The organism is Microbacterium sp. bgisy203 (assembly GCF_057706945.1).
In genome coordinates this window covers 565,912-589,252 of record NZ_JBYIPF010000001.1, presented here as the reverse complement: position 1 = coordinate 589,252, position 23,341 = coordinate 565,912, and the positions used below count along the sequence as shown (strand labels likewise).

Here is a 23,341-nt window from a genome sequence, read left to right as displayed (position 1 = left end):
TCAGTGGGTGTCTTCGGCCTCGACCTCGGTGCGGTCGCCCGACCACAGCGTGTGGAAGGTTCCGGGCTTGTCGATGCGCTTGTAGGTGTGCGCGCCGAAGAAGTCGCGCTGCCCCTGGATGAGGGCGGCGGGCAGCCGGTCGGCACGCAGGCCGTCGTAGTACGCGAGCGACGACGAGAACGCGGGGGCGGGGATGCCGGAGAGTGCGGCGTGCACCACCGTGCGGCGCCACGCGCCCTGCGCGCGCTCGAGCGCCTCGACGAAGTACGGCGCTGTGAGGAGCACCGGCAGGTCGGGGGCGATCTCGTACGCGTCGGAGATGCGGTTCAGGAACTGTGCGCGGATGATGCAGCCCGCGCGCCAGATGCGGGCGACAGCGGCGAGGTCGATGTCCCAGCCGTACTGCGCGGCGCCGGCGCGGATCTCGTCGAAGCCCTGCGAGTAGGCGACGATCTTCGAGGCGAACAAAGCCAGGCGGACGTCCTCGATGAACCGGTCCTGCTCTTCGCCGGGCTGGTCGAACACGACCCGGCTGGGGTCGTCCCAGCCGGGGAGCTCGTGCGAGACGTCGCGCTGCTCGCGGTGGCTCGACAGCGACCGCGCGAAGGTCGCCTCGGCGATGCCGGAGACGGGGACGCCGAGGTCGAGCGCGGTCTGCACCGTCCAGGCGCCCGTGCCCTTCGCCCCGGCCTCATCGACGATGACGTCGACGAGGGGACGGCCCGTCGCGGCATCCACCTGGCGGAGCACCTCCGCCGTGATCTCGATGAGGTAGCTCTCCAGCTCGCCGGTGTTCCACGCGGCGAAGACGTCGGCGATCTCGGCGGGGCTCTTGCCGGTGCCGCGGCGGATCAGGTCGTACGCCTCGGCGATGAGCTGCATGTCGGCGTACTCGATGCCGTTGTGCACCATCTTGACGAAGTGACCGGCGCCGTCGTGGCCGATGTGCGTGACGCACGGCTCGCCGTCGGGGGCCACGGCGGCGATCGAGCGGAGGATCGGGCCGAGCGTGACCCACGCCTCGTCGGGACCGCCGGGCATGAGGGACGGGCCGTGCAGCGCGCCCTCCTCGCCGCCCGAGACGCCCATGCCGACGAAGTTGAAGCCCCGCTCGCGTACGAGCTTCTCGCGGCGGATCGTGTCGGTGAACAGCGAGTTGCCGCCGTCGATGATGATGTCTCCGGGCTCGAAGACCTCCATCAGCGCGTCGATGACGGCGTCGGTCGGGCCGCCCGCCTTCACCATGATGAGCGCCGTGCGCGGCCGCTGCAGCGACGCGGCGAACTCCTCGTACGAGTAGGCCGGCACGAAGCCCGCCTCGGGGTGCTCGGCGACGAGATCGTCGGTCTTCGACCGCGACCGGTTGTACACGGCGACCGTGTTGCCCTCGCGCGAGGCGAGGTTCCGGGCGAGGTTCGACCCCATCACCGCGAGGCCGACGACCCCGATGTTGGCGGTGGGAGAGGCCGGAACGGTGGTGGATGCCGGTGCGGTTTCGGACACGGAACACTCCTCGGAAAGCGGGCTGCGGGGTCTCTTCCAGCGTAGTCCGGTGTGCGGGGCGCGTCGCCCGATGTGACACATGAGCGGGTGGAAGGATGCCGGTATGCGGATCGTCGTGATGGGCCCGAGCGGCTCGGGGAAGTCGCTCGTGGGAGCCTCGGTCGCGGCGGCGCTCAAGGCTGAGTTCGTCGACGGCGACGATCTGCACCCGCGTGCGAATGTCCAGAAGATGGCGACGGGGCATCCGCTCGACGACGCCGACCGGATGCCGTGGCTCGATGCCGTGGCCGCGACCCTCCGTCGCCCGCGGATCGTGGTGGCGTGCTCGGCGCTGCGCCGAAGCTATCGAGACCGGATCCGCGCGCAGACGCCGGGCGCGTTCTTCGTCGAACTCGTCGTGCCCGAGGCGAGGCTCCGCACGCGGGTGTCGCGCCGCGACCACTTCATGCCGGCGTCGCTGCTGGACTCGCAGCTCGAGACCCTCGAGCCTCTTGCCTCCGACGAGCCGGGCGTGCGCGTCGCGAACGACTCCGACCTCGGCTCGGTCGTCACCCGTATCGCGGAGCTGATCCGTCGCGCGGGCTGAAGCCTCCGCCGACGGGCGGCGTCGGCGCTCAGTCCTTGCGGTAGCCCGAACGGCCCATCGACCACAGTGCGGCGAGGCATCCGACGCCCGCTCCGACGGTGAGCAGACCGACGAGCCACATCAGTGCATGCGACATCCAGCCGTAGTCCATGGTTCCTCCAGGTGTGGGTCGGGGAGTGGGATCGGGCGCCGCGGGCGGCGTCTTCATCGTAGCGGGGCCCCTGGTAGACTGAGGTCCGTACTTCGGCGAGGGATGCCTGTTTTCCGGCATCCGTGATCGACGCGGTGATGCCTTGCGGGGCGTTTCCTCACGCGCGTGCGTTCGAGTCGAGACCCAGAACCCCGGTCGTCCAGACCGCACACATCAGGGCGTCATCGCCCGCAAGGAGAAGAACATGAGCACCGAGACCGACACCAAGGTCGTCGCCGAGCGTCGCGAGAACTTCGGCAAGGGCTACGCGCGCCGCCTGCGCGCCGCGGGCAACATCCCCGCCGTCATCTACGGCCACGGCACCGAGCCCGTCCACGTGTCCCTGCCCGGCCACCAGGTGTCGCTGCTCATCCGCCGCGCCAACGCGGTGCTCGAGCTCTCCGTCGACGGCGCCGAGCAGCTCGCGCTCGTCAAGGACGTGCAGAAGGACCCGGTGCACCAGATCATCGAGCACATCGACCTGCTCGTCGTGAAGAAGGGCGAGAAGATCCAGGTCGACGTCCCCGTCGTCGTCGTGGGTGAGCCCTTCTCCGGCACGATCGCGAACCTCGACAGCGCGACCGTCGCGCTCGAGGTCGAGGCGACCCACATCCCGCAGAACGTCGAGGTCGACGTCGAGGGCCTCGAGGACGGCACGCACATCACGGCCGCCGAGCTGAAGCTCCCGAAGGGCGCCGCGCTGGTCACCGAGCCCGAGACCCTCATCGTCGCGATCTCGGTGCCCGCCGCCACGATCGCCGAGGCCGACGAGATCGAGGCCGCCGACGAAGCCGTGGCCGAGGAGCAGGCCGAGGAGTCCTCCGAAGAGGCCGCCGAGTAATCGACGCGCAGCATCCGCAGCCCGTCCCCGCCGATACTCTGTTTCCGCAGATCTCGGGGGAGGCGGGCTGCGATCGTCTGCGCGTGAGAGGACATCGAGAGGAAGCTGATGGCTGAGACGTGGCTGGTCGTGGGGCTCGGGAACCCGGGCACGCGATACGAGAACACGCGGCACAACGTCGGTCAGATGGTGATCGCCGAGCTCGCGGCGCGCCGCGGTGAGACCCTGCGCGCTCACAAGGCGAACGCGCGGGTCGCCGAGACGTGGCTGCGCCCCGGCGCGGCCAAGGTCGTCCTCGCGACCCCGAACTCCTTCATGAACGTCTCCGGCGGGCCGGTGTCGCAGCTCGCGCGCTTCTACGATGTGCCGCCGGAGCGGATCGTCCTCGTGCACGACGAGCTCGACATCCCGTTCGACACCCTGAAGCTCAAGACCGGCGGCGGACACGGCGGACACAACGGCATCCGTGACGTGGCGAAGGCGCTCGGCACACCCGACTTCCCGCGCGTGCGCGTCGGGATCGGCCGTCCGCCCGGTCGTCAGGACCCGGCCGACTGGGTGCTCGATCCGTTCTCGTCGGCGGAGCGCACGCAGCTGCCCCTCGTCGTGGGAGACGCGGCGGATGCCGTCGAGCAGCTCATCGACGAGGGCCTGCTCGCCGCGCAGCAGCGGCACCACGCGCCCCGCGCGTAGCGCGCCGCGCCCCGCGGTTTCGTCGGCGCAGATCGTCGTCGCCGCAGGTTTCGTCGGCGCAAATCGCGCTTCTGAGGCGCGGAAGCGACGATTCGCGCCGACGATTCGCGCCTTTCGTGCGCGGATTCCTGTGTGGGATGCCGGGGACTCAGGCCGTCGCGGCGTAGCCCAGAGCCATCGCGAGCACGAGGACGACGAAGAAGAGCGCGGGGCCGAGGATCGCGATGATCACCGCGCCGATGGCGGCGCCGCGCCCGCGACCCTGCACGAGCGCGATGATCCCCTGCACGAGCGCCCAGATGCCCGTGATGGTTCCGAGCCAGAACGCGACCTCGCCGAGCAGCACCCACCCGCGCACGCCGGAGAAGTAGGCGAGGTCGAGGGCGCCGTCGGGGCCGGAATTCTCGGCGGCCATGAGGAATGGCTCGCCGATGCGCGCGCCCGCGATCCCTGCGAGGATGACCGCGAGACCGATGCCGCCCGCCGCGATGAGCAGGGCGATCAGGCCGAGGCTCTTCGTCCGCGGCGCGCTCGTCGCCGGCGCGGCGGGTGCAGGGTGGGGCGTGGCCGGCCAGGGGCTGCCGTACGGGCCCAGGGCCGCCTGTGGGGCCTGCGCGTATGACCCGGTCGCCTGCGGGGCCTGCGAAACCTGCGGGGCCTGCGAAACCTGCGGGACCTGGGCGGTCTGTTGCCCGACGTAAGGACTCTGCGCGTAAGCACCCTGCGCGTAGGGTGCCTGCGCGTACGGGTTCGGCACCGGCGGGTTCGGCACCGGCGGGCTCGGCACCGGCGGCGGCGACGCGGGCGTGTGCTGGGGCGGGAGGTTCTCGCTCACGTGCTCATCCTAGGGACGGGGCGCCGCGGGCAGGGGCAGCTCGGGCCCGTGTCCCCAGCCCGCCTCGGGCCCGTGTCCCCAGGCCGCCGTAGACTCGTGCGGTGACAGTTTCCGGGATTCCGCGCGCCCTCACGCAGGCTCCGTCCGTTCGGGACGCGGTGGATTCGGCGCGCCACGACACCGACTTCTCGATGGTCGCGGGCCTCGACGCGCCGGTGCTGGCGGCACTTCTCGAGGCGCGGCAGGCGGCGGGAGCCCCGGCATCCCTTCTCGTGATCACGCCTACCGGGCGCCGCGCGGAGAGCATCGGCGCCGCGCTCGAGAGCCTCGTCTCCGACGCCCGGGTCGCGCACTTCCCGGCGTGGGAGACCCTGCCGCACGAGCGTCTGAGCCCGTCGACGGAGACCGTGGGCCGACGTCTCGAACTCCTGCGCTCTGCGGCGGAATGGAAAGGCGAGGCGCCGCTCATCGTGACGGCGTCGGTGCGCGGCGCGCTGCAGCCGATCGCCGCGGGGCTCACGGATGCCGGTGTGCTCGAACTCTCGCAGGGCGCGCGCGGCTACGACCTCGAATCGGTCGCCCGCCGCCTCGTCGACCTCGCGTACGTGCGCGTCGACATGGTGTCGCGGCGCGGCGAGTTCGCGGTGCGCGGCGGCATCCTCGACGTCTTCCCGTCGGTCGCCGACCACCCGTACCGCGTGGAGTTCTTCGGCGACGAGGTCGACCAGATCCGCGCCTTCTCGGTCGCCGATCAGCGCTCGCTGCCGGGGGATGTGCGTGAGGTGACGCTCCTGCCCAGCCGCGAGCTCCTCCTCACTCCGGGCGTCCGCGAACGCGCTGCCGCCCTGCACGACCGGTTCCCCGGACTGCGCGCGATGCTCGAGAAGATGAGCGAAGGCATCCCCGTCGAGGGCATGGAGTCGCTTCTTCCCGCCGTCGCCGATGCGATCGTGCCGCTCGTCGACTACCTACCGCGCGGCACCGCGGTCGCCCTCATCGACCCGGAGCGGTCCGTGACGCGCGCGATGACCCTCGGCGAGACGAACCGCGAGTTCCTCGAGGCCGCGTGGAACGCCGCGACCGCGGGCGCCGACACCCCGGTCGACCTCGATTCGGGCGATTTCCTCGCCCTGCCCGACCTGCAGGCGGCGACGCACGAACGGGGCGGCGTGTGGTGGTCGTTCAGCGGGTTCGATTCGGGTGAGGCGGATGCCGCGGCCGAAGGCCTCATCGACGCCGGAACGGCGGGCGAAGTCGTGCGCGTCGCGGCGCGGTCGGTGCCGTCGTTCCAGGGCAACGTCGAGGGTGCGACGGCGCACGTGGGCGACCTCGTCGGCGAGGGATGGCGCGTGGTCGTCGTTGCATCGGGCGCGGGACTCGTTGATCGCACGCGGGACGTGCTCGCCGAGCGCGGCATCGCGGCGCGCACCGCCGAGACCCTCGACGAGGTGCCCGACGCGGGCGTTGCGACCGCCGTCGTCGGCTCGCTGGAGAGCGGGTTCGAACTGCCCGATGCGCGGCTCGCGGTGCTCACCGAGGCCGAGTTCTACGGCCGGACGATCGGCGCCGACGGGCGAGTCGTCAAAAAGCTCGCCTCGCGCCGGCGGAACGTCGTCGACCCGCTGCAGCTGAAGGCGGGCGACATCGTCGTGCACTCGACGCACGGCATCGGCAAGTTCGTCGAGCTCGTCCAGCGCGAGGTGTCGTCAGGCGGGCGGAACGCGGTCAAGACGACGCGCGAGTACCTCGTGCTCGAATACGCGCCCTCCAAGCGCGGACACCCCGGCGACAAGCTGTTCGTCCCCACCGACCAGCTCGATCTCCTCAGCCGGTACGTCGGCGGCGACGCCCCCGCTCTCTCGAAGATGGGCGGCTCCGACTGGGCGGCGGCGAAGGGCAAGGCGCGCAAGGCCGTCCGCGACATCGCCGTCGAGCTCGTCAAGCTCTATTCGGCGCGCATGGCGGCGAAGGGCTACGCGTTCGGGCCCGACACCCCGTGGCAGCGCGAGCTCGAAGAGGCGTTCCCGTTCGCCGAGACCCCCGACCAGCTGCAGACGATCGACGAGATCAAGGCCGACATGGAGCGGCCCATCCCGATGGACCGGCTGCTGTCGGGTGACGTCGGTTTCGGCAAGACCGAAGTCGCCGTCCGCGCCGCGTTCAAGGCGATCCAGGACGGCAAGCAGGTCGCGATGCTCGTGCCGACGACGCTCCTCGTCAAGCAGCACCTCGAGACGTTCCAGGAGCGCTTCGCCGGCTTCCCCGTGAAGGTTCGGCCGCTCTCGCGGTTCCAGACCGACAAAGAGGCGCGCGACACGCTGAACGGCCTCACCGACGGCACCGTCGACATGGTCATCGGCACGCACCGCATCCTCACCGAGAAGGTCATCTTCAAGGACCTGGGGCTCATGATCATCGACGAGGAGCAGCGCTTCGGCGTCGAGCACAAGGATGCCTTGAAGAAGCTCAAGACGAACGTCGACATCCTCGCGATGAGCGCGACCCCGATCCCGCGGACGCTCGAGATGGCGGTCACCGGCATCCGGGAGATGTCGACCCTCGCCACGCCGCCCGAAGACCGGCATCCGATCCTCTCCTACGTGGGCCCCCGCAGCGACAAGCAGATCGCGGCCGCGATCCGCCGCGAGCTCCTGCGCGAGGGCCAGGTGTTCTACGTGCACAACCGGGTGCAGTCGATCCAGCGGGTCGCCGCCCAGCTCGCGGAGCTCGTGCCCGAGGCGCGCATCGCCGTCGCACACGGGCAGATGGGGGAGCACGCGCTCGAAGAGGTCGTCGACGGGTTCTGGGAGCGCCGCTTCGACGTGCTCGTCTCGACGACGATCATCGAGACCGGCCTCGACATCTCGAATGCGAACACGATCATCATCGACCGCGCCGACAAGTACGGGCTCTCGCAGCTCCATCAGCTGCGCGGGCGCGTCGGCCGCGGGCGTGAGCGGGCGTACGCCTACTTCCTGTACGACGAACTGAAGCCTCTGAGTGAGACAGCCGCCGACCGGCTCGAGACGATCGCCGTCAACAACGACCTCGGCAGCGGCATGCAGGTGGCGCTGAAGGACCTCGAGATCCGCGGTGCAGGCAACCTCCTCGGCGCCGAGCAGGCCGGACACATCGCCGGCGTCGGCTTCGACCTCTACCTCCGCATGATCGGCGAGGCCGTCGCGACCTTCCGCGGCGACGAGGTCGACGGCCCCGCCGAGCTGCGCCTCGAGCTCCCCGTCGACGCGCGGATCCCCGAGAGCTACATCGACAGCGAGCGCCTGCGGCTCGAGGCCTACCAGAAGCTGTCCGCGGCGGCATCCGTCGCCTCCCTCGCGCGGCAGGGCCGTGCGGAGGGCGGGGATGCCGAAGACGCGATCGACCTCGTCCGCGAGGAGCTCGAAGACCGGTACGGCCAGGCGCCGCCCGAGGTCCTGGGTCTTTTCGCCGTGGCACGACTGCGCCGCCGTGCCGCGCAGTCGCAGCTCACCGACGTCGTCGCGATGGGGCCGAACCTCCGCGTCGCGCCCGCTCCGGCATCCGATTCGCTGCGCGTACGTCTGCAGCGGCTGTATCCGAAGTCGAAGGTGCTCGCCGGCGGCGAAGCGATGATCGTGCCGTTGCCGACCTCCGGCGGCGAACCCGTCGCCGACGCCGACCTGATCGCCTGGGTCGCGCAGCTGCTCGACCAGCTCTTCCCGCTGCCCGAGCCCGCCGCCGAGGCCTGAGCCTGCCCGCCCCGCCCGCGCCGCCCAGCGCGTCCGGCCGCCGCGCCCGCGCCCGCGACCGCTCGCGCCGCCCAGCGCGTCCGCCCGCGCCGCCCGGCGCCCCCGCGCGCCCCGCCCGCGTCCGCCCGCGCCGCCCAGCCGCCCGTGCACCTCGCCACCTCTGCACCTCGCCACCTCCGCGAGACCGCGCGTTCTCGACGAGATCGCCGTTCGATGACGCGGGTTTCGTCGAGAACACACGGTCTCGGGGGATGCCGGGGAGTCAGACCGGGAACACGCGGTCTCGGGGGATGCCGGGGGCGTCAGACCGAGATCGCTCCGGTCGCGAGGAGGATGACGGCGGCGATCGCGCCGGTCAGGGCGAGCGCGAACACTGCCCACTCCCACGACGCGAACACGCGTCGCCCGGCGGCGCGGCGGGCGAGCGCGAACAGGGCTGTCCCGGGAACGAGGATGAGCATCGCGAGCAGGAGGTACTCGCCGCCCGCGGCATAGAGCAGGAACGCGGTGTACGCGGTTGCGAGCGCCGCCACGACCACCATCCCGATCGCCCGCCCCCGCCCGGCGCCCGTACCCGCGCTGCGGCGGTCGGCGAACGCGACCCGGAGTCCGAACCCCGCGGTGAGGAAGTACGGGATGAGCGCGAGCGCGCTCGTGAGGTTCAGGGCGACGTCGAACGCGTTGTTCGCGAAGAGGACGACGACCAGCAGCACCTGTACGAGCAGCGTCGACATGAGCAGGGCGCCGACCGGGACATCCTTGGCATTCGTCCGCGCGAACACCGCCGGGAGGTCGCCGTCGCGCGCGGCGACGAGCAGCACCTCGGCCGCCATGAGCGTCCAGGAGAGGTACGCGCCGAGTACCGCCACGATGAGTGACACACCGACGAACGCCGCGCCCCACGGGCCGACCACCGCGGCGAGGACTCCCGCCATCGACGGCTGGGCGAGGGCCGCGATGTCCTCGCGCGGCAGGATGCCGAAGGCCACGATCGTCACCGACACGAAGATCGCCAGCACGCTCAGGAACCCGAGCACAGTCGCCCGGTGACGAGGAGGGTTCCGCGCACCTGGTCGAAGAGGCGGATCGAGGCATCCCCCGACAGATTCGCGGCGAACACCGCCGGGTCGAAGGCGAACAGGCACAGGAAGACGAACGCGACGATCGGCAGGACCTTGGCGATGCTGACGATCCGGTTGACGGCCGCCGCTTAGCGGGTGCCGCGCCGGACGAGGACGAAGAACGTCCAGAGGCCCGCTGACGAGACGGCGACTGCAAGCGGCGTGTCGCCCGCCCCGAGTGCGGGCGCGAAGGCCGGGACCACCACTCCGAGGGTCGACATGATGAAGACCCAGTAGAAGACGTTGCCGGCGCACGCGCTCGCCCAATAGCCGAAGGCGGAGAGGAACCCCAGGTAGCGGCCGAATCCGGAGCGGGCGTAGGAGTAGACGCCCGCGTCGAGGTCGGGTCGGCTCGCGGCGAGGCGCTGGAAGACGAGCGCGAGCAGGAACATGCCCGCTCCGGCGACGGCCCACGCGATCAGCGACCCCGAGACGCCCGTCTCCGCCGCGAAGGTGCCCGGGAGCGAGAAGACGCCCGCGCCGATCATCGACCCCACGACGAAGGTCGACAGCGTCAGCATCGACACCGTTGTCCGGGTCGGTGTGGGGGAGGTCACTCTTCACCATACCCACGTCGCACTTACGCCGCCGGTATCACGGGTCGTACGCTGGCGTCAGACCGGCAGGAGGCCGTATGCAGTTCGAGCACCTCGGGGCCACGCCCCGCATCCACCCCGAGGCCGTCGTCGCGCCGACCGCCGTCGTCTCGGGAGACGTCGCGATCGGAGCCGGATGCCAGGTGCTCCACGGCGCCGTCATCACGAGTGAGGGCTCGCCCATCACGATCGGTGACAACACGATCGTGATGGAGAACGCGCTCATCCGCGCGAGCGCGGTCCACTCCGTCCACATCGGCGACCACGTGCTCGTCGGACCGATGGCGTCGGTCTCCGGCGCGACGATCGAGGACGAGGTGTATCTCGCCACGGGCAGTCGCATCGTGAACGGCGCGCACGTCGGCACCGGGAGCCTCGTGCGGATGGGCGCCGTCGTCCACGTCAAGACGACCCTCCCGCCCGGCACCGTCGTCCCGCTCGGCTGGGTCGCGATCGGCGACCCCGTGCAGATCCTTCCCGCCGCCGAGGCCGAGGCGATCTCGGCCGCTCGCGAGGAGCTCGACTTCCCGGGATTCGTCTTCGGTCTCGAGCGCTCCGCGCCCGACTACATGGTTCAGCTCACCGAGCGTTACGGCGCGGCGCTCGCCCGCCACGGGTCCGACCGGCAGGTCTGAACCGGCCGTCACCGAGGCAGGAGATCTCACCGAGGCAGGAGATCTCACCGAGACAGGCCGACCGGCAGGCATCCGGTCCTGTGTGGGTGAGATGTCCGGTGTTCGTGATGTGACATCCGGGAGGATGCCGCGGCCGGCGCGCCGGCCCGCGCCTCACCCCGTGTTCTGGAGCCCTGCCGACACCCCCGACACCGACAGCAGCAGCAGGCGCTGCCACTGCGGGAGGTCGGCGTCGGACACATCGCCGGCGCGCAGCGTGCGGAGCGCGCGTAGCTGCAGCAGCGACAGGGCGTCGACGTACGGGCTCCGCATCTTGACCGCGCGCTGGAGCACCGGCTTGTTCGCGAGGAGGTCGTCGCCCCCCGCGATGTCGATCACCCAGCGGCGGGTGAGGGCCATCTCGTCGGCGACGAGATCGGCGAGGTCGGTGCGGTCGCCGAGGTCGAGGTACCGGCGCGCGATGCGCTCGTCGGCCTTCGCGAGGCTCATGCCGACGTTGTCGATGACGGTGCGGAAGAGCGGCCACTCGTCGTACGCCTCGCGGAGCGCGTCGAGGTCACCCACGGCCTCGAGCGCCGTGCCGAGTCCGAACCAGCCGGCGAGGTTGATGCGCGCCTGCGACCACGCGAACACCCATGGGATCGCGCGGAGGTCTTCGAGGGACTCCACCGACAGTCCGCGGCGCGCGGGCCGCGACCCGAGGGCCAGCAGCCCGATCTCCTCCATCGGGGTGACGGTCGCGAACCACGGGGCGAATCCGTCGGCCTTCACGAGCGCGAAGAACCGTTCGCGCGACGCGGCGTCCATCGTCGCGGCGATGTCGGCGTAGCGCTCGGCGGCGGCGCGGTTGCGCGCTTCGATCGAGGGGGCGGATGCCAGCAGGACCGCCGCGGCGACCTGGTCGATGTGCCGCATCGCGATGTTCGGGTCGCCGTAGCGGGCAAAGATGACCTCGCCCTGCTCGGTGAGCTTGAAGCGGCCGTCGACCGAGTGCGGCGGCTGCGCGAGGATCGCGGAGTTCGCGGGGCCTCCACCGCGGCCCAGCGCCCCGCCGCGTCCGTGGAAGAGGGTCAGTTCGATTCCGGCATCCTGCGCCCATGCGGCGATCTTCGCCTGCGCTTCGTAGAGCGCGAGATTCGCGGCGACGGGGCCGACGTCCTTCGACGAATCGGAGTAGCCGAGCATGACCTCGAGGCGCCGGTCGGTGGCGTCCAGGCGCGCGGCGAAGGCCGGGTGCTCGACGATCTCGGCCATGATCCCGGGAGCGGCCTGGAGGTCCGCGAACGTCTCGAACAGGGGGATGACGTCGAGGACGGGCGGCGTGCCGCCCGGGCCGACCGCGTAGCGCGCGAGCGTGTGGACGTTCGCGAGGTCTTCGGCCGACTGCGTGAACGACACGATGTAGCGCCCCGCGGCGCCCGGGCCGTAGCGGTGCTGGATCTGCGCGATCGTGCGGAAGACCTCCAGTACCTCTTCGGCCTGCGTGCTGAGGGCGCCCGACGATTCCTGCGCAGCCCGGGCCTCGCACTCCTCGAGGACCTTCCGGTGCACCGCCGAGTGCTGGCGCACTTCGAGCTCGGCGAGGTGGAAGCCGAACGTCTCGACCTGCCAGAGCAGCTGCTGGAGATGACCGTAGGCCTGACGGGGCGCGCCGGCGGCGGCGAGGGATGCCTGGACCACGCTCAGGTCGGCGAGCAGCTGCCCCGGCTCGCGATAGGCGAGATCGGCGTCGCGGCGACGCGTCGCGGAGATGCGACGTGTGATGAGGAGCATCGCGCGCTTGTGCGGCTCGCCCGCCGCACGCTTGGCGGCGTCGGCCGCGCCCTCCTCGTCAGCGTCGGCGAGCCGCTGCAGCAAAGCGACGAGCTCGGGACTCGGCGGCGTCGTCTCGGCCGCGACGGTCAGGGTCTTGGCGATGCGGCCCGCCGTGCTCTCCAGGCCGAGGAGCACGTGCTCCGAGGCGATACCCGCGGCCTTCTTCGTGATGGCGGCGGTCACGAACGGGTTGCCGTCGCGGTCGCCGCCGACCCAGGTGCCGAGCCGCACGAAGGGGCGGACCACGGGGGTGCGCGCGCCGGCCGCGGGGCCCTGCAGAGCGTCGTCGACGCGGCGATAGACGTGCGGAACGGCGGTGTAGAGCGTCTCATCGAAGACGGCCATGATCGCGCGCACCTCATCGACCGGCGTCGGCTTCTCGGCGCGCAGGGGAGCGGTCCGCCAGAGTGTGTCGATCTCCTCGAGCATGCGCCGCTCGGCGCGTCGCTCGTCGGCGCCGCCGCGCAGCGACGCGTCGTACTCGTTCAGCAGTGCGACGAGGCGGCGGATGCTCGTCGACACCGCACGCCGCCGCGCCTCGGTGGGGTGCGCCGTGAACACGGGGTGGAAGCGCAGCCCCTGCAGGCGCCGGAGCGCCGTGTCGTCGCCGACCTCGGCGGCGAGGCGGACGAATGCTGCGGCGACGGAGTCTGCGGCATCCTCCTTCTCGGGCCGGCCGTCGCGCTCGCGCAGCACGCGCACGCGCTGGTGCTCCTCGGCGAGGTTCACGAGGTGGAAGTAGACGGTGAATGCGCGTGCGACCTCGTCGGCGCGCGCGATCGAGAAGGATTCGGCGATCGCCGCCGCACGCTCGAAGGCTTCGGGCGACTCGTCGGTGTACGCGGCGATGGTGGCCTGACGGAGCCTCTCGACGTCCTCGTAGAGGCCCGGCGAGCCGCTTTCGCGCAGGACGCGGCCGAGCAGCGAGCCGAGCAGTCGCACGTCGGCGCGCATGCGCTCGGGCAGTTCCTGTTCTGCTTCGCCGCGGCCGACGAGATCGATGGCCTCGGTGCGGGTGAGTTCACGCATCCCTCCACGGTAATGCGCCGGTGTTACCGGATTGTCACGCGTTACGATGGAAGCTGGTGTGCCGGGAAGCCTGGTCGGCGTCGAGTCTCCCGACCCCGAAAGGCGCCGCCACGCGTATGAGTCTGCTCCGTTCCGCCCGCTTCCCCGCGATCGTCCTGCTCGCCGCCGCCGCGGTGGGACTCATCGTCGCGAACAGCCCCGCCGGGCCCGCCGTCGACGACCTCATGCACACGTACGTCGGCATCCCGGGCGTGTTCGAGCTCTCGGTGGAGTATTGGATCAAAGACGGGCTGCTCGCGGTCTTCTTCTTCGTCGTCGCCGTCGAGCTGCAGTTCGAGCTGACCAGCGGCGAGCTCAACTCCGCGCGCAGAGCCGTGCAGCCCGCGATCGCCGCCGCCGGCGGGGTGCTCGTGCCGATCGTGATCTTCGTCGCGCTCGCCTGGGGCACCGACAGCATCACCGGGTGGCCCGTGCCGACGGCGACCGACATCGCCTTCGCGCTCGGTGTGCTCGCCGTCTTCGGGCGCGGTCTGCCGCCCGCGCTGCGCATCTTCCTCCTCGCGCTCGCAATCCTCGACGACATCGTCGGGATCGTCTTCATCGCCGTGCTGTTCACGAGCGGGGTGGATGCCGGGATGCTCCTGGCCGCCGCGGTCGGCGTCGTGCTCTTCGGCATCCTGAGCCGGCACCTCGACACGCGTGCGCGCGCGCCGATCGCGGTCGCGCTCGTCGTCGTCGCGATCCTCACGTGGGCCTTTGTCTACCTCTCGGGCGTGCACGCGACGATTGCGGGCGTCGCGCTCGGGCTCGCGATGGCCCAGCACCCCGCGATGCGCGCACGGCACGCGCTCGAGCCGTGGGTCAACGGGCTGATTCTGCCGCTGTTCGCGTTCTCTTCGGCGCTCGTCGTCATCCCCGCTGTCGCACCCTCGCAGCTGCAGCCGGCATTCTGGGGCATCGTGATCGCGCTGCCGGTCGGCAAGATCATCGGCATCTCGCTGTTCGGCTGGATCTCGCTCCAGATCGGACGCGACCGTTCCCTGCCGCCGACGCTGCCCTTCGCCGACCTGGTCGCGGCCGGCGCGCTCGGGGGAATCGGTTTCACCGTGTCGCTGCTGCTGGCCGAGCTGGCGTTCGCGGGGGAGCGACTGCTGCGCGACGAGGCGATCCTCGGTGTGCTGACCGGCTCGCTCATCTCGCTCGCGCTCGCAGCCGTGCTCGTCTCGTGGCGAGCGCGGCACTACCGGCGCCGGGCCGCCGCGGGCGAGCCGCAGGGAGAGCTCCAGGGGTAGGTTCGGTGGCGTGAGCACGCCTGCCGAAAGACCCGAGCACACGCCCTCGCCGTCGCGTGCGGCGGCCCCCGCGCCCGACGCGCTGCGCGAGGCGGCGGAGACGATGCGGGCGGTGCGTGAGCGGTGCGTCTGGTCACAGCGCATCACGCACGACGATCTCGTGCCGTATCTCGTCGAGGAGTCGGCGGAGCTCATCGACGCCGTCGAGGCCGGCACCCGCACCGACCTCCGCGAAGAGCTCGGCGACCTCCTGTGGCAGGTGCTCTTCCACGCGGCGGTCGCCGCCCAGCACCCGGACGACCCGTTCGACATCGACGACGTGGCCCGCACGGTGACGGAGAAGATGGTCCGTCGGCATCCGCACGTGTTCGCGGGCGTCGTCGCCGCGACCCCCGACGAGGTCCTCGTGCACTGGAACGCCGCCAAGGCCGCCGAGAAGCGGGAGCGTCGTTCCGTGCTCGACGGCGTCTCCGCGCACATGCCCGCGCTGGCCCACGCGCAGAAGCTCCTCGACCGTGCCGCGCCGGTGCTCCCCGCACCCCTCCGTCCGGCTCCCGAGCCACGCGCCCTCGGCGTGCGTGCCGCGAGCGAAGAAGAGCTCGGCGAGCAACTGCTCGGACTCGTCGCTCTCGCGCGCGAGCGGGGCTGGGATGCTGAGCGCGCGCTCCGCGGAGCGATCCGCCGGCTCGAGGCCGAGGTCCGCGCGGCGGAGGCCGCCGCCGGGGACGTCGCGCGCGACCTGGAAGAATAGCCCCGTGGCATCCGTGAACCCGCCGCGCGGCATGCGCGACTTCCTCCCCGCAGACAAGGCCCGTCGCGAGCGCGTGCTCGCCACGATCCGCGAGCGTTACCGTGCGCACGGCTTCGACGAGATCGAGACCCCCGTCGTCGAGGACTACGCGCGTCTTCACGCGGGTATCGGCGGCGACAACGAGAAGCTCGCGTTCAACGTGCTGAAGCGGGGTCTGGATGCCGACGCGCTGCGCGCCGCCGCGGGTTCGGACGACGCGACACCCGATACCGCCCTCGACGTGGCAGCTCTCAGCGACCTCGGGCTCCGGTACGACCTGACGGTGCCGCTCGCGCGGTTCTACGCGAGCCACCGGGCGGAGCTTCCGACGGTCTTCCGGGCGATCCAGATCGCGCCGGTGTGGCGCGCCGAGCGCCCGCAGAAGGGCCGCTACCGCCAGTTCGTCCAGTGCGACATCGATATCATCGGCGACGCGTCCGCGCGCGCTGAGGCGGAGCTCATCGTGGCGACGCTCGACGCCGTCGATGCGCTCGGCCTCGAGGGCGCCACCGTCCGCATCAACGACCGCCGCGCCCTCGACTGGATGCTCGACCACTTCGGCTTCGCCGAGGCCGAGCGTCCGGGGGTGCTCATTACGATCGACAAGCTCGACAAGATTGGCGTCGACGGGGTGCTCGCCGAACTCCGCGACCGAGGTGCGACCTCTGCTGCCGTCGACGCGCTCGAGGCATTCCTCCGCCGCCCGCAGACGCTCGAGCTCCGCGCCTTCGGCGAGGGCTCGATCCGCACGGCACTCCCGGACGGGGCCCCCGACGAGATCGTCGACCACCTCGTCGCACTCGGCGACGCGGTGGGGGTGGCGCGCGGCATCCCGCAGCCGTACTTCACGCTGCCGATCGCGTTCGACCCGTTCCTCGTCCGCGGCATGGGCTACTACACGGGCACGATTTTCGAGCTCGCGCACCCGAGCGTCGACTACTCGCTGGGCGGCGGAGGCCGCTACGACGGGATGATCGGGCGGTTCCTGGGGCAGGACGTCCCCGCCGTGGGGTTCTCGATCGGCTTCGAGCGCATCGTCGACCTGCTGGAGGGCGAGTCGGATGCCGGAGCCCCCGCGATCGTCCTCGTCCACGATCGCGACGTTCCGGTCGCCGAGCTCGCGGCGCTGAAGGCGGCGTTCGTCGCCGAGGGGTCGCGCGTGCGGCTCGAGCAGCGGACGAAGAACCTCAAGGCGCTCCTTGAGCGCGCGAGCGCCGACGGGTACAACTCGTTTGCGACGGTGCCCGCGGGCGCGACGCGCGACGCGCTCGAGATCAAGCCGCTCGACTGAATCCACGGGCCCGAATCCATAGGCCCTCTGGTCGCCGCGCCGGGCGCGCGGCAGGATGCTCCCATGACCCTGCACATCCACACCACCCTCGTCGCGACCGGCCCGGCGACGGCGATCGAGCTCACCGATGCCCAGGTCGACGAGCTCGGCGGCGGCAAGCGCGCTGCGGTGCGGGTGCGCATCGGTGACCGCGAGGCGCGCCTCCGACTCGGGGTCATGGGTGGCAAGAACCTCGTCGGACTCTCGAAGGCCGCCCGCGCCGAGCTCGGCGTCGACATCGGCGACGAGGTCGATGCGCAGATCGCGCTGGATGCCGACGACCGCGTGACCGAGACCCCCGATGATCTCGCCGCTGCGCTCGACGCCGCGGGCGTGCGCGCCGCCTACGACGCGCTCACGCCATCGCGCCGTAAGGAGATCGTCCGCGGAGTCACGGAGGCCAAGCAGACAGCCACGCGGGAACGGCGGATCGCCGCGGCCGTCAGCGCGCTGATGTGACGGCCGCGGCGTCCGTCACAGGACGAACAGGCTGATCACCCAGACGGCGGCGAACGCCGCGATGCCCTCGATGCCCGATGCGATCGTGAGGGTGCGGTAGGCGGTGGCGACGGGGATCCGGCTCATCTGGGACACGACCCAGAAGTACGAGTCGTTGGCGTGCGACACCACCATCGCGCCCGCGCCGATCGCGAGGACGGTCAGAGCCATGCCGATGGGGCTCGACAGGCCGAGGGACCCGAGAAGGGGCGCGATCAGCGCTGATGTCGTCACCATCGCCACGGTCGACGACCCCTGCGCGGACTTCAGCGCGGCGGAGACGAGGAACGGCACCGCGAGTCCGATTCCGAGACCGGCGAGGTTCTCGGACAGGAAGGTGGTGATCGTCGACTTTGCGAGCACGGCGCCGAACGCCGCGCCGGCCGCGGTGATGAACAGGATCGGGGCGGCGACGCGGATCGCTTCGGCGATGTTGGCGTTGAACGTCGCGAGCTTGCCGTGGCCGCTCAGGAGGAGGGTGGCGGCCACGAGGCCGATGAGCAGAGCGATGGTGGGCGTGCCGATGAAGGTGACGATGTCGTACAGCGTCGACTCGCCGAGCGGACGGTTGGGCAGCTTCGCGATGGAGGCGGCGCAGATGAGCACGAGGGGGAGGAGGATCGGCAGGAAGGCGAGCCACGCCGAGGGGAGCTTTCCGTACGATGCGCGCAGTTCGTCCCAACTCTGGGTGACCTCTTGCGCGCCTTCCGGGTCGGGGGCGGGGGCGAATGGCTTCTTCGCGAAGGTTTGGGCGAACAGCAGCCCGGCGAACGCTGCGACGGCGGCGACGGGTAGGCCGATCGCGATGATGAGGCCGAGGTAGTCGCCCGCGCCGATGTTCTCCGCGGCGGCGAGGGGACCGGGGGTCGGGGGCACGAGGGTATGGGTGGCGTACAAGCCGGTCATGAGGGCGATCGACATGGCGAGCGCCGAGACGCCGGTGCGGACGGCGATGGCCTTGCGCAGCGAGTTGAGGATGACGTATCCCGAATCGCAGAACACAGGGATCGATACGACGTATCCGATGATCGACATCGTGAGGGTGGGAAAGCGCGTCCCCAGCCATCGGATGAGCGCGTCGGCCATCGAGATCGCCCCTCCTGAGCGTTCCAGAATGACGCCGATCATCGTGCCGAAGAGGATGACGAGACCGATGTTGCCGAGGCTCGATCCGAACGCCGTGCTGATCGTCGGAACGATGTCGGCCAGCGGCAGACGGAAGGCGAACGCGCCGATCAGAGCCGCCGCGATCAGGGCGAGGAACGGACTGATCTTGAGCTTCGCCGTCGCGAGCACGATCCCGACGACGAGGAGGACGAGGACGAGGAGGTCGATCATACGGGTGGCTCCTTTGCCGGTACGGAGGTGACTGTTCGGGTGATCAGGAATGGAGGGAGGGCGCGGCGAGCAACGAGCCCACTGATGACGCGACGCGCTCGAGCGCGTCGAGGGTCTCTGCGCGCAGCTCGTCGAGCGAGCGCGGTCCGGGGGCGATCGAGAACGCGATCAGACGCGCCGCGCGGACGGCATCCGGCGCGAGCGCGACCTCGCCGGCGAGCACGATGACCGGGACCGATGCCGGGGTCAGCTCGCGCACCCCGCTGACGACTTTGCCGCCGAGCGACTGGGCGTCGAGGCGGCCTTCCCCCGTGATCACCGCGTCTGCTCGTGCGAGGGCGGATGCCGCGCCGACGGCATCGGCGACGACGCGCCATCCTGGCTCAAGCTCTCCGCCGAGCAGCGCCACCAGCGGGACAGCGAGGCCGCCTGCGGCGCCTGCGCCGGGCAGTGCGCGCAGGGGCGTGCCGGCCTCGGCTTCGAGGACGTCGGCCCAGCGAGCGAGGGCGGCGTCCAGCACGGCGACGTCGTCGGGATCCGCGCCCTTCTGCGGCCCGAACACCGCTGCGGCGCCCTCCGGGCCGACGAGCGGATTGGTCACGTCACACGCGATCCGCCAGCGGACGCGCCGCGCTGAGGGATCGAGGCCCGACAGGTCGATCCGGGCGACGTCGCCGAGCGCGCCGCCGCCGAGCGGCACGGGAGTGCCATCACGGCGGAGGAGGGTGGCCCCCAGCGCCGTGAGCAGCCCCGCTCCGCCGTCGGTCGTCGCCGAGCCGCCGATGAACAGGCGCACCTCGTCGACGCCGCGGGCGAGGACGGAGCGCAGCACGCGGCCGACGCCCAGGCTCGAGGCAGCGAGCGGCTGGAGCGGGACATCGCTGACGGCGGGCAGGCCGTTCGCGTCGGCGGCCTCGATGACGGCCGTCCTGCCGTCGGGGGAGATTCCGTACCGGGCGGTGACCGGTCTGCCGATGGCGTCGACCGTGTCGACGAAGTGGAGTTGAGCGTCCCACGCGGCCACGATCGCATCGAGTGTCCCCTCGCCTCCGTCGGCGAGGGGGAGGAGGTCGATCTCCACGGGGGTCGAGGTCGTCGCGAAAGCCGCGCGCACGCCCCGCTCGATCGCCGCGGCAACGTCGCCCGCATCTGCCGATCCCTTGAATGAGTCGGGGGCGATGACGACGCGCAGCGCGGTGGAGGCGAGGGGCTGCGGAGGGTGGTCATCTTCGATCACCGGCTCAGCGTAGGCGCCGATCGCGCCCGACGACCATGGACCGACGCCCGGACTTAGCGGCTGTCGTCAGGGTCCGGCATGTGCGGTATGCACACCCCCGGCGAGGCTCAGCCGCGGCGCGGACGGAACCTGCCGGGTGCCTCACGGCCGGGTCTCTCGGCGCGCGCGGCGTACACGGCGAGGAGCATGGTTGAGAGGGCGAGCGGCTCACGCACATCCGCGCCGACCAGTTCGGAGATCCGCTCGATGCGCTGCAGCAGGGTGTTCCGGTGGATGTGCAGCGTCGCGGCGGCATCGGCGAGGGATCGGGCGCCGGCGATCGCGGTGATCGTGTCCAGGTGCGCGGGAGCGAGCGTCGCGATGGAGGCGGCTGCACGCCGCCGTGAGATCGGGGGCAGCGCGGCGGCGGCCGCGGCGTGCTCCCACGACCACACCTCGTCCGGTTCCGGCCAGAGTGCGGGATGCCGTGCGATCAGTCGGGCGTCCTCGGCCCGGGCGAGCAGCGACACCGCGTCGGGAGCGTCCGCCCCGAACCCTGCCGCTTCGGGCAGGTCGACGGGCGCGTGCGCGTGACGGAGCACCCATACTGCGCCGTCGAGCGCCGCGGCGGCTGCAGGTCCGGCGTTGAGACGCGCGATCGCGGGCGCGAGTGCGTCGGCGGCAAGATCGAGCACGTCGAGGCGCCACGGCGCGGGAATCGCGGCGTCGCGCAGGAGCGCGTCGGCGGCCTCGACGTCGACGCCGGAGCTCAGCCCCGCCAGGAGGTCCCGGGTGGCCGCGTCCCGCAGCAGCGCGCCGTCCTGCGCGCGCTGCTGCCGGACGAGCAGTCCGACGCTGAGGGCGACCACGCGGGCGAGCTCCGCCACCTCGCGCGGCGCCCCGGTGACACCGACGACACCGCACAGCGTGCCATCGACATAGAGCGGTTCGTTGACGCCCGGCAGGTCGCCGGAGCCCGGCATCTGCGCGTCGATGACGACGGTCCGTCCCTGGCGTGCGGCGCGGAGCGCGCCGTCGTGGCGGGTCCCGATGCGTGCGGGGTCGAGGGCGGCGATGATGACGCCGCGACGGTCCATCAGGTTCACGTTGCGGCCGACGCGCGGCGCGAGGGCGGCGACGACGTCCATCGCCAGCGCGGAGGTGAGGAGGAGCGCCGCGCCCTCGTCGTCCGCGTCCGTCGACGTCGCCGTACTGTGGTCGCCGACGGTGCCGGTCCTCGTCGGAGCGGTGGAGCGTGCAGGTGTGCGCATGCCCATAAGTGTGACGGACGCAGGTGCGCGGCGGCGGCCCGGCGCGCGCCCGTCAGCGCGCTGACGCGGCCGCCGCGTCGGTGACGCGTTTCTTCTCGCGCACGTAGACCTCGCGGCGCACCCGTGCGACGACCTCTCCCGCGGCATCCGTGATGTCTGTCTCGAACCATTCGAGCACCTTCGCGCCGCCGCGGGCGCGCTCGCGGAGCTCCTCTGCTTTCTCGCGGGGCACCTCGAAGCGTGCGGTGAGGACCCCGCGACCGGGTTTGACGAACTCGATCTCGCCCCTCGTGTCCCAGACGACGTAATCGCGGCCGAGCTGGTGCATGACCAGCATGAAGAAGTACGGGTCGGTCATCGCCGACATCGAGCCGCCGAACGCCGTCCCCACGTAGTTGCGGGTGACGACGTTGACGTGGAGTTCGACGACCGCCTCTGTCCAATCCTCGGAGAAGCGGCGCACGCGGATGCCGCTGAAGAGGTTCGGGATCCACAGGCTCATACCCGTGGCGAGGCGCCGGGGAGTCATACGCATCGCGCCAGTGTGACGGACGTCGGCCGCCACGGACCAATCGATTGTCGGCCGTCTGCAACTGTTCTAGTTGTCCTATAATGGATAGATGCTTCTTCGCGTCGACCCGCAACGGTCCACGCCATTGTTCACCCAGCTGGCGGATGCCGTGCGAACGGAGATCGTCGCGGGCCGCGCCCGTCCCGGCGACCGGCTTCCGTCGGCGCGCGAGGTTGCCGCCTCGCTGGACGTGAACCTGCACACCGTGCTGCACGCCTACCAGGTGCTCCGAGACGAAGGGCTCGTGCAGATGCACCGGGGCAGAGGCGCCGTCGTGACCCTCGCAGCCGGCCGCCTCGCCGCACTGCACGACGACATCCTCGCCCTCGTCGCGCGAGCGCGCACCGCAGGACTCTCCCCCGACGCGCTCGCCGCGGTCGTCCGTGCGGCCCCCGCCGACACCGTGGCCGCCCTGCCCGTGATCCCCGCCCCGAAGGAGGCCCCTCATGCCTGACCGCTCGCCCCTCGCGCTGCGCCGGTTCGCCCTCGTCGCCGTCGTGCTGCCCATCGCGATCAGCGTCGTCGCCCTCGTCGCGCAGGCGTTCCTCCTCCCCACTCTTCCCGACCCCGTCGCGACCCACTGGGGCCTCGACGGCCGGCCTGACGGCTTCGGGCCCGCGTGGGTGAACCTCGTCCTGACCGTCGTCGTGGGCCTCGGCATCCCGCTGGTCATCGCGGCGTCGGGGCTCGGCGGACTCCGCCGGGGCGACCACGGCGGAACGTACCGCCTGCTGGGTGCGACGGCGCTCGCGATGTCCGTGCTGATGGCCGTGATCGGCACGGGTGCCCTGGCGCTCCAGGCTGGGCTGACGGATGCCGCGAACGCCCCCGGCATCGGGCTCGTGACGCTCGGCGCGTTCGTCCTGGCCGGCGCGGCCGGCGTGCTCGGTTGGTTCCTGCAACCGCACGAGCCGTTCCGCGCCATGACGCTCCCCGCAGGGGACCCGCTGACGCTCTCCGGCACCGAGAAGGCCGTCTGGCTGCAGCGCGTGTCTCTCGCGCGGTCGGGGGTGATCGTCCTCGGTGCGGCGTTCGTGCTGATCTTCGTCGTGTCGGTCGTCGCGCTGTCGGCGTCGCCCGAACCGTTCATCGCGTGGCTGCTCGTCGGCGTGATGCTCGTCATGGCGGCGACCTTTGCTACGACGCTCGCCTTCCACGTCCGCGTCGACGACGACGGGCTCCGGGTCACGTCGGTCACCGGGTTCCCGCGTGTGCACATTCCGCTCGACGAGATCGCCCGCGCCGAAGCCGTCGAGGTGAATCCGATGGGGGAGTTCGGCGGATGGGGTCTGCGCTGGGCGCCGGGCGGCGGATTCGGCGTCGTGCTGCGCCGCGGCCCCGGCATCCGCGTCACCCGCACGAACGGCAAAACGTTCACGGTCACCGTCGACGACGCAGAGACCGGAGCCGCCCTTCTCCAGGCCCTCGCGACGCGCGTGGGGTGACCGGTTGACGCGCCGTGC

General features: G+C 71.5%; 20 protein-coding genes. 11 read left to right on the top strand and 9 right to left on the bottom strand.

What is annotated here, in order from left to right; genetic code table 11:
* Positions 1-1,425, bottom strand: coding sequence for an NADP-dependent phosphogluconate dehydrogenase (gndA, locus tag AC3ENQ_RS02875; RefSeq protein ID WP_431801763.1), 1,425 nt, complete (start codon positions 1,423-1,425; stop codon positions 1-3).
* A 157-nt stretch (positions 1,426-1,582) separates the two neighbouring features.
* Here gndA and AC3ENQ_RS02870 point away from each other — a divergent pair, with 157 nt between their 5' ends.
* The 3 genes from AC3ENQ_RS02870 (at position 1,583) to pth (ending at position 3,813) form a co-directional block, all read left to right on the top strand.
* Positions 1,583-2,089: a gluconokinase gene (locus AC3ENQ_RS02870; protein ID WP_431801480.1), complete on the top strand. Its 507-nt coding sequence runs from the start codon at positions 1,583-1,585 to the stop codon at positions 2,087-2,089.
* Positions 2,090-2,484: 395 nt separating this feature from the next.
* Complete coding sequence (locus AC3ENQ_RS02865; protein ID WP_431801478.1) at positions 2,485-3,120, top strand: 50S ribosomal protein L25/general stress protein Ctc; 636 nt, start codon at positions 2,485-2,487, stop codon at positions 3,118-3,120.
* Positions 3,121-3,228: 108 nt separating this feature from the next.
* A complete protein-coding gene (gene pth / locus AC3ENQ_RS02860; protein WP_431801476.1) occupies positions 3,229-3,813 on the top strand; it encodes an aminoacyl-tRNA hydrolase in 585 nt (194 codons plus the stop codon).
* A gap of 148 nt (positions 3,814-3,961) precedes the next feature.
* On the opposite strand, the gene AC3ENQ_RS02855 is transcribed toward pth, so the two are convergent.
* Positions 3,962-4,648: a hypothetical protein gene (locus AC3ENQ_RS02855; protein ID WP_431801474.1), complete on the bottom strand. Its 687-nt coding sequence runs from the start codon at positions 4,646-4,648 to the stop codon at positions 3,962-3,964.
* 101 nt (positions 4,649-4,749) lie between these two features.
* Between AC3ENQ_RS02855 and mfd the strand changes: the two genes are divergently transcribed.
* Positions 4,750-8,376, top strand: a complete 3,627-nt coding sequence (gene mfd, locus AC3ENQ_RS02850; protein WP_431801473.1) for a transcription-repair coupling factor — start codon at positions 4,750-4,752, stop codon at positions 8,374-8,376.
* Positions 8,377-8,678: 302 nt separating this feature from the next.
* On the opposite strand, the gene AC3ENQ_RS02845 is transcribed toward mfd, so the two are convergent.
* Together AC3ENQ_RS02845 and AC3ENQ_RS02840 are read right to left on the bottom strand one after the other, a co-directional pair.
* Entirely contained in the window at positions 8,679-9,395 is a 717-nt protein-coding gene (locus tag AC3ENQ_RS02845; protein ID WP_431801471.1) for an amino acid permease, read from the bottom strand.
* Positions 9,396-9,586: 191 nt separating this feature from the next.
* Complete coding sequence (locus AC3ENQ_RS02840; RefSeq protein ID WP_431801469.1) at positions 9,587-10,054, bottom strand: amino acid permease; 468 nt, start codon at positions 10,052-10,054, stop codon at positions 9,587-9,589.
* A 77-nt stretch (positions 10,055-10,131) separates the two neighbouring features.
* On the opposite strand from AC3ENQ_RS02840, the gene AC3ENQ_RS02835 reads away from it, so the two are divergent.
* Positions 10,132-10,728, top strand: a complete 597-nt coding sequence (locus tag AC3ENQ_RS02835) for a gamma carbonic anhydrase family protein (protein ID WP_431801467.1) — start codon at positions 10,132-10,134, stop codon at positions 10,726-10,728.
* A 153-nt stretch (positions 10,729-10,881) separates the two neighbouring features.
* Here the strand turns inward: AC3ENQ_RS02835 and AC3ENQ_RS02830 are convergent, their stop codons facing one another.
* Positions 10,882-13,572 carry a phosphoenolpyruvate carboxylase gene (locus AC3ENQ_RS02830; RefSeq protein ID WP_431801465.1) on the bottom strand — a complete coding sequence of 897 codons (2,691 nt, stop codon included), beginning with the start codon at positions 13,570-13,572 and terminating at the stop codon, positions 10,882-10,884.
* A 116-nt stretch (positions 13,573-13,688) separates the two neighbouring features.
* On the opposite strand from AC3ENQ_RS02830, the gene nhaA reads away from it, so the two are divergent.
* From nhaA to AC3ENQ_RS02810, 4 genes are all read left to right on the top strand, one after another.
* Entirely contained in the window at positions 13,689-14,864 is a 1,176-nt protein-coding gene (gene nhaA, locus AC3ENQ_RS02825) for a Na+/H+ antiporter NhaA (RefSeq protein WP_431801463.1), read from the top strand.
* A 103-nt stretch (positions 14,865-14,967) separates the two neighbouring features.
* Positions 14,968-15,615: a nucleoside triphosphate pyrophosphohydrolase gene (locus AC3ENQ_RS02820; protein WP_431801761.1), complete on the top strand. Its 648-nt coding sequence runs from the start codon at positions 14,968-14,970 to the stop codon at positions 15,613-15,615.
* A 31-nt stretch (positions 15,616-15,646) separates the two neighbouring features.
* The gene (gene hisS, locus AC3ENQ_RS02815) at positions 15,647-16,945 is read left to right on the top strand and encodes a histidine--tRNA ligase (protein ID WP_431801759.1); all 1,299 of its coding nucleotides are present in this window, start codon (positions 15,647-15,649) and stop codon (positions 16,943-16,945) included.
* A 63-nt stretch (positions 16,946-17,008) separates the two neighbouring features.
* Positions 17,009-17,443, top strand: coding sequence for a YdeI/OmpD-associated family protein (locus tag AC3ENQ_RS02810; RefSeq protein WP_431801461.1), 435 nt, complete (start codon positions 17,009-17,011; stop codon positions 17,441-17,443).
* A 15-nt stretch (positions 17,444-17,458) separates the two neighbouring features.
* Here AC3ENQ_RS02810 and AC3ENQ_RS02805 read toward each other — a convergent pair whose 3' ends face one another.
* The 4 genes from AC3ENQ_RS02805 to AC3ENQ_RS02790 all read right to left on the bottom strand — a co-directional run bounded on the left by AC3ENQ_RS02805 (position 17,459) and on the right by AC3ENQ_RS02790 (position 21,842).
* Positions 17,459-18,820: a GntP family permease gene (locus AC3ENQ_RS02805; RefSeq protein WP_431801459.1), complete on the bottom strand. Its 1,362-nt coding sequence runs from the start codon at positions 18,818-18,820 to the stop codon at positions 17,459-17,461.
* Positions 18,821-18,863: 43 nt separating this feature from the next.
* Positions 18,864-20,057, bottom strand: coding sequence for a glycerate kinase (locus AC3ENQ_RS02800; RefSeq protein ID WP_431801457.1), 1,194 nt, complete (start codon positions 20,055-20,057; stop codon positions 18,864-18,866).
* A gap of 107 nt (positions 20,058-20,164) precedes the next feature.
* Complete coding sequence (locus tag AC3ENQ_RS02795; protein ID WP_431801455.1) at positions 20,165-21,307, bottom strand: sugar diacid recognition domain-containing protein; 1,143 nt, start codon at positions 21,305-21,307, stop codon at positions 20,165-20,167.
* Positions 21,308-21,359: 52 nt separating this feature from the next.
* Positions 21,360-21,842: a DUF4442 domain-containing protein gene (locus AC3ENQ_RS02790; RefSeq protein ID WP_431801453.1), complete on the bottom strand. Its 483-nt coding sequence runs from the start codon at positions 21,840-21,842 to the stop codon at positions 21,360-21,362.
* Positions 21,843-21,927: 85 nt separating this feature from the next.
* On the opposite strand from AC3ENQ_RS02790, the gene AC3ENQ_RS02785 reads away from it, so the two are divergent.
* Positions 21,928-22,332 (top strand): GntR family transcriptional regulator, encoded by a 405-nt coding sequence (locus AC3ENQ_RS02785; RefSeq protein WP_431801451.1) that lies wholly within the window; start codon positions 21,928-21,930, stop codon positions 22,330-22,332.
* Positions 22,325-23,323: a DUF1648 domain-containing protein gene (locus AC3ENQ_RS02780; RefSeq protein WP_431801449.1), complete on the top strand. Its 999-nt coding sequence runs from the start codon at positions 22,325-22,327 to the stop codon at positions 23,321-23,323. Before AC3ENQ_RS02785 ends, AC3ENQ_RS02780 begins: the two co-directional genes overlap by 8 nt.
* Positions 23,324-23,341 lie beyond the last annotated feature (18 nt).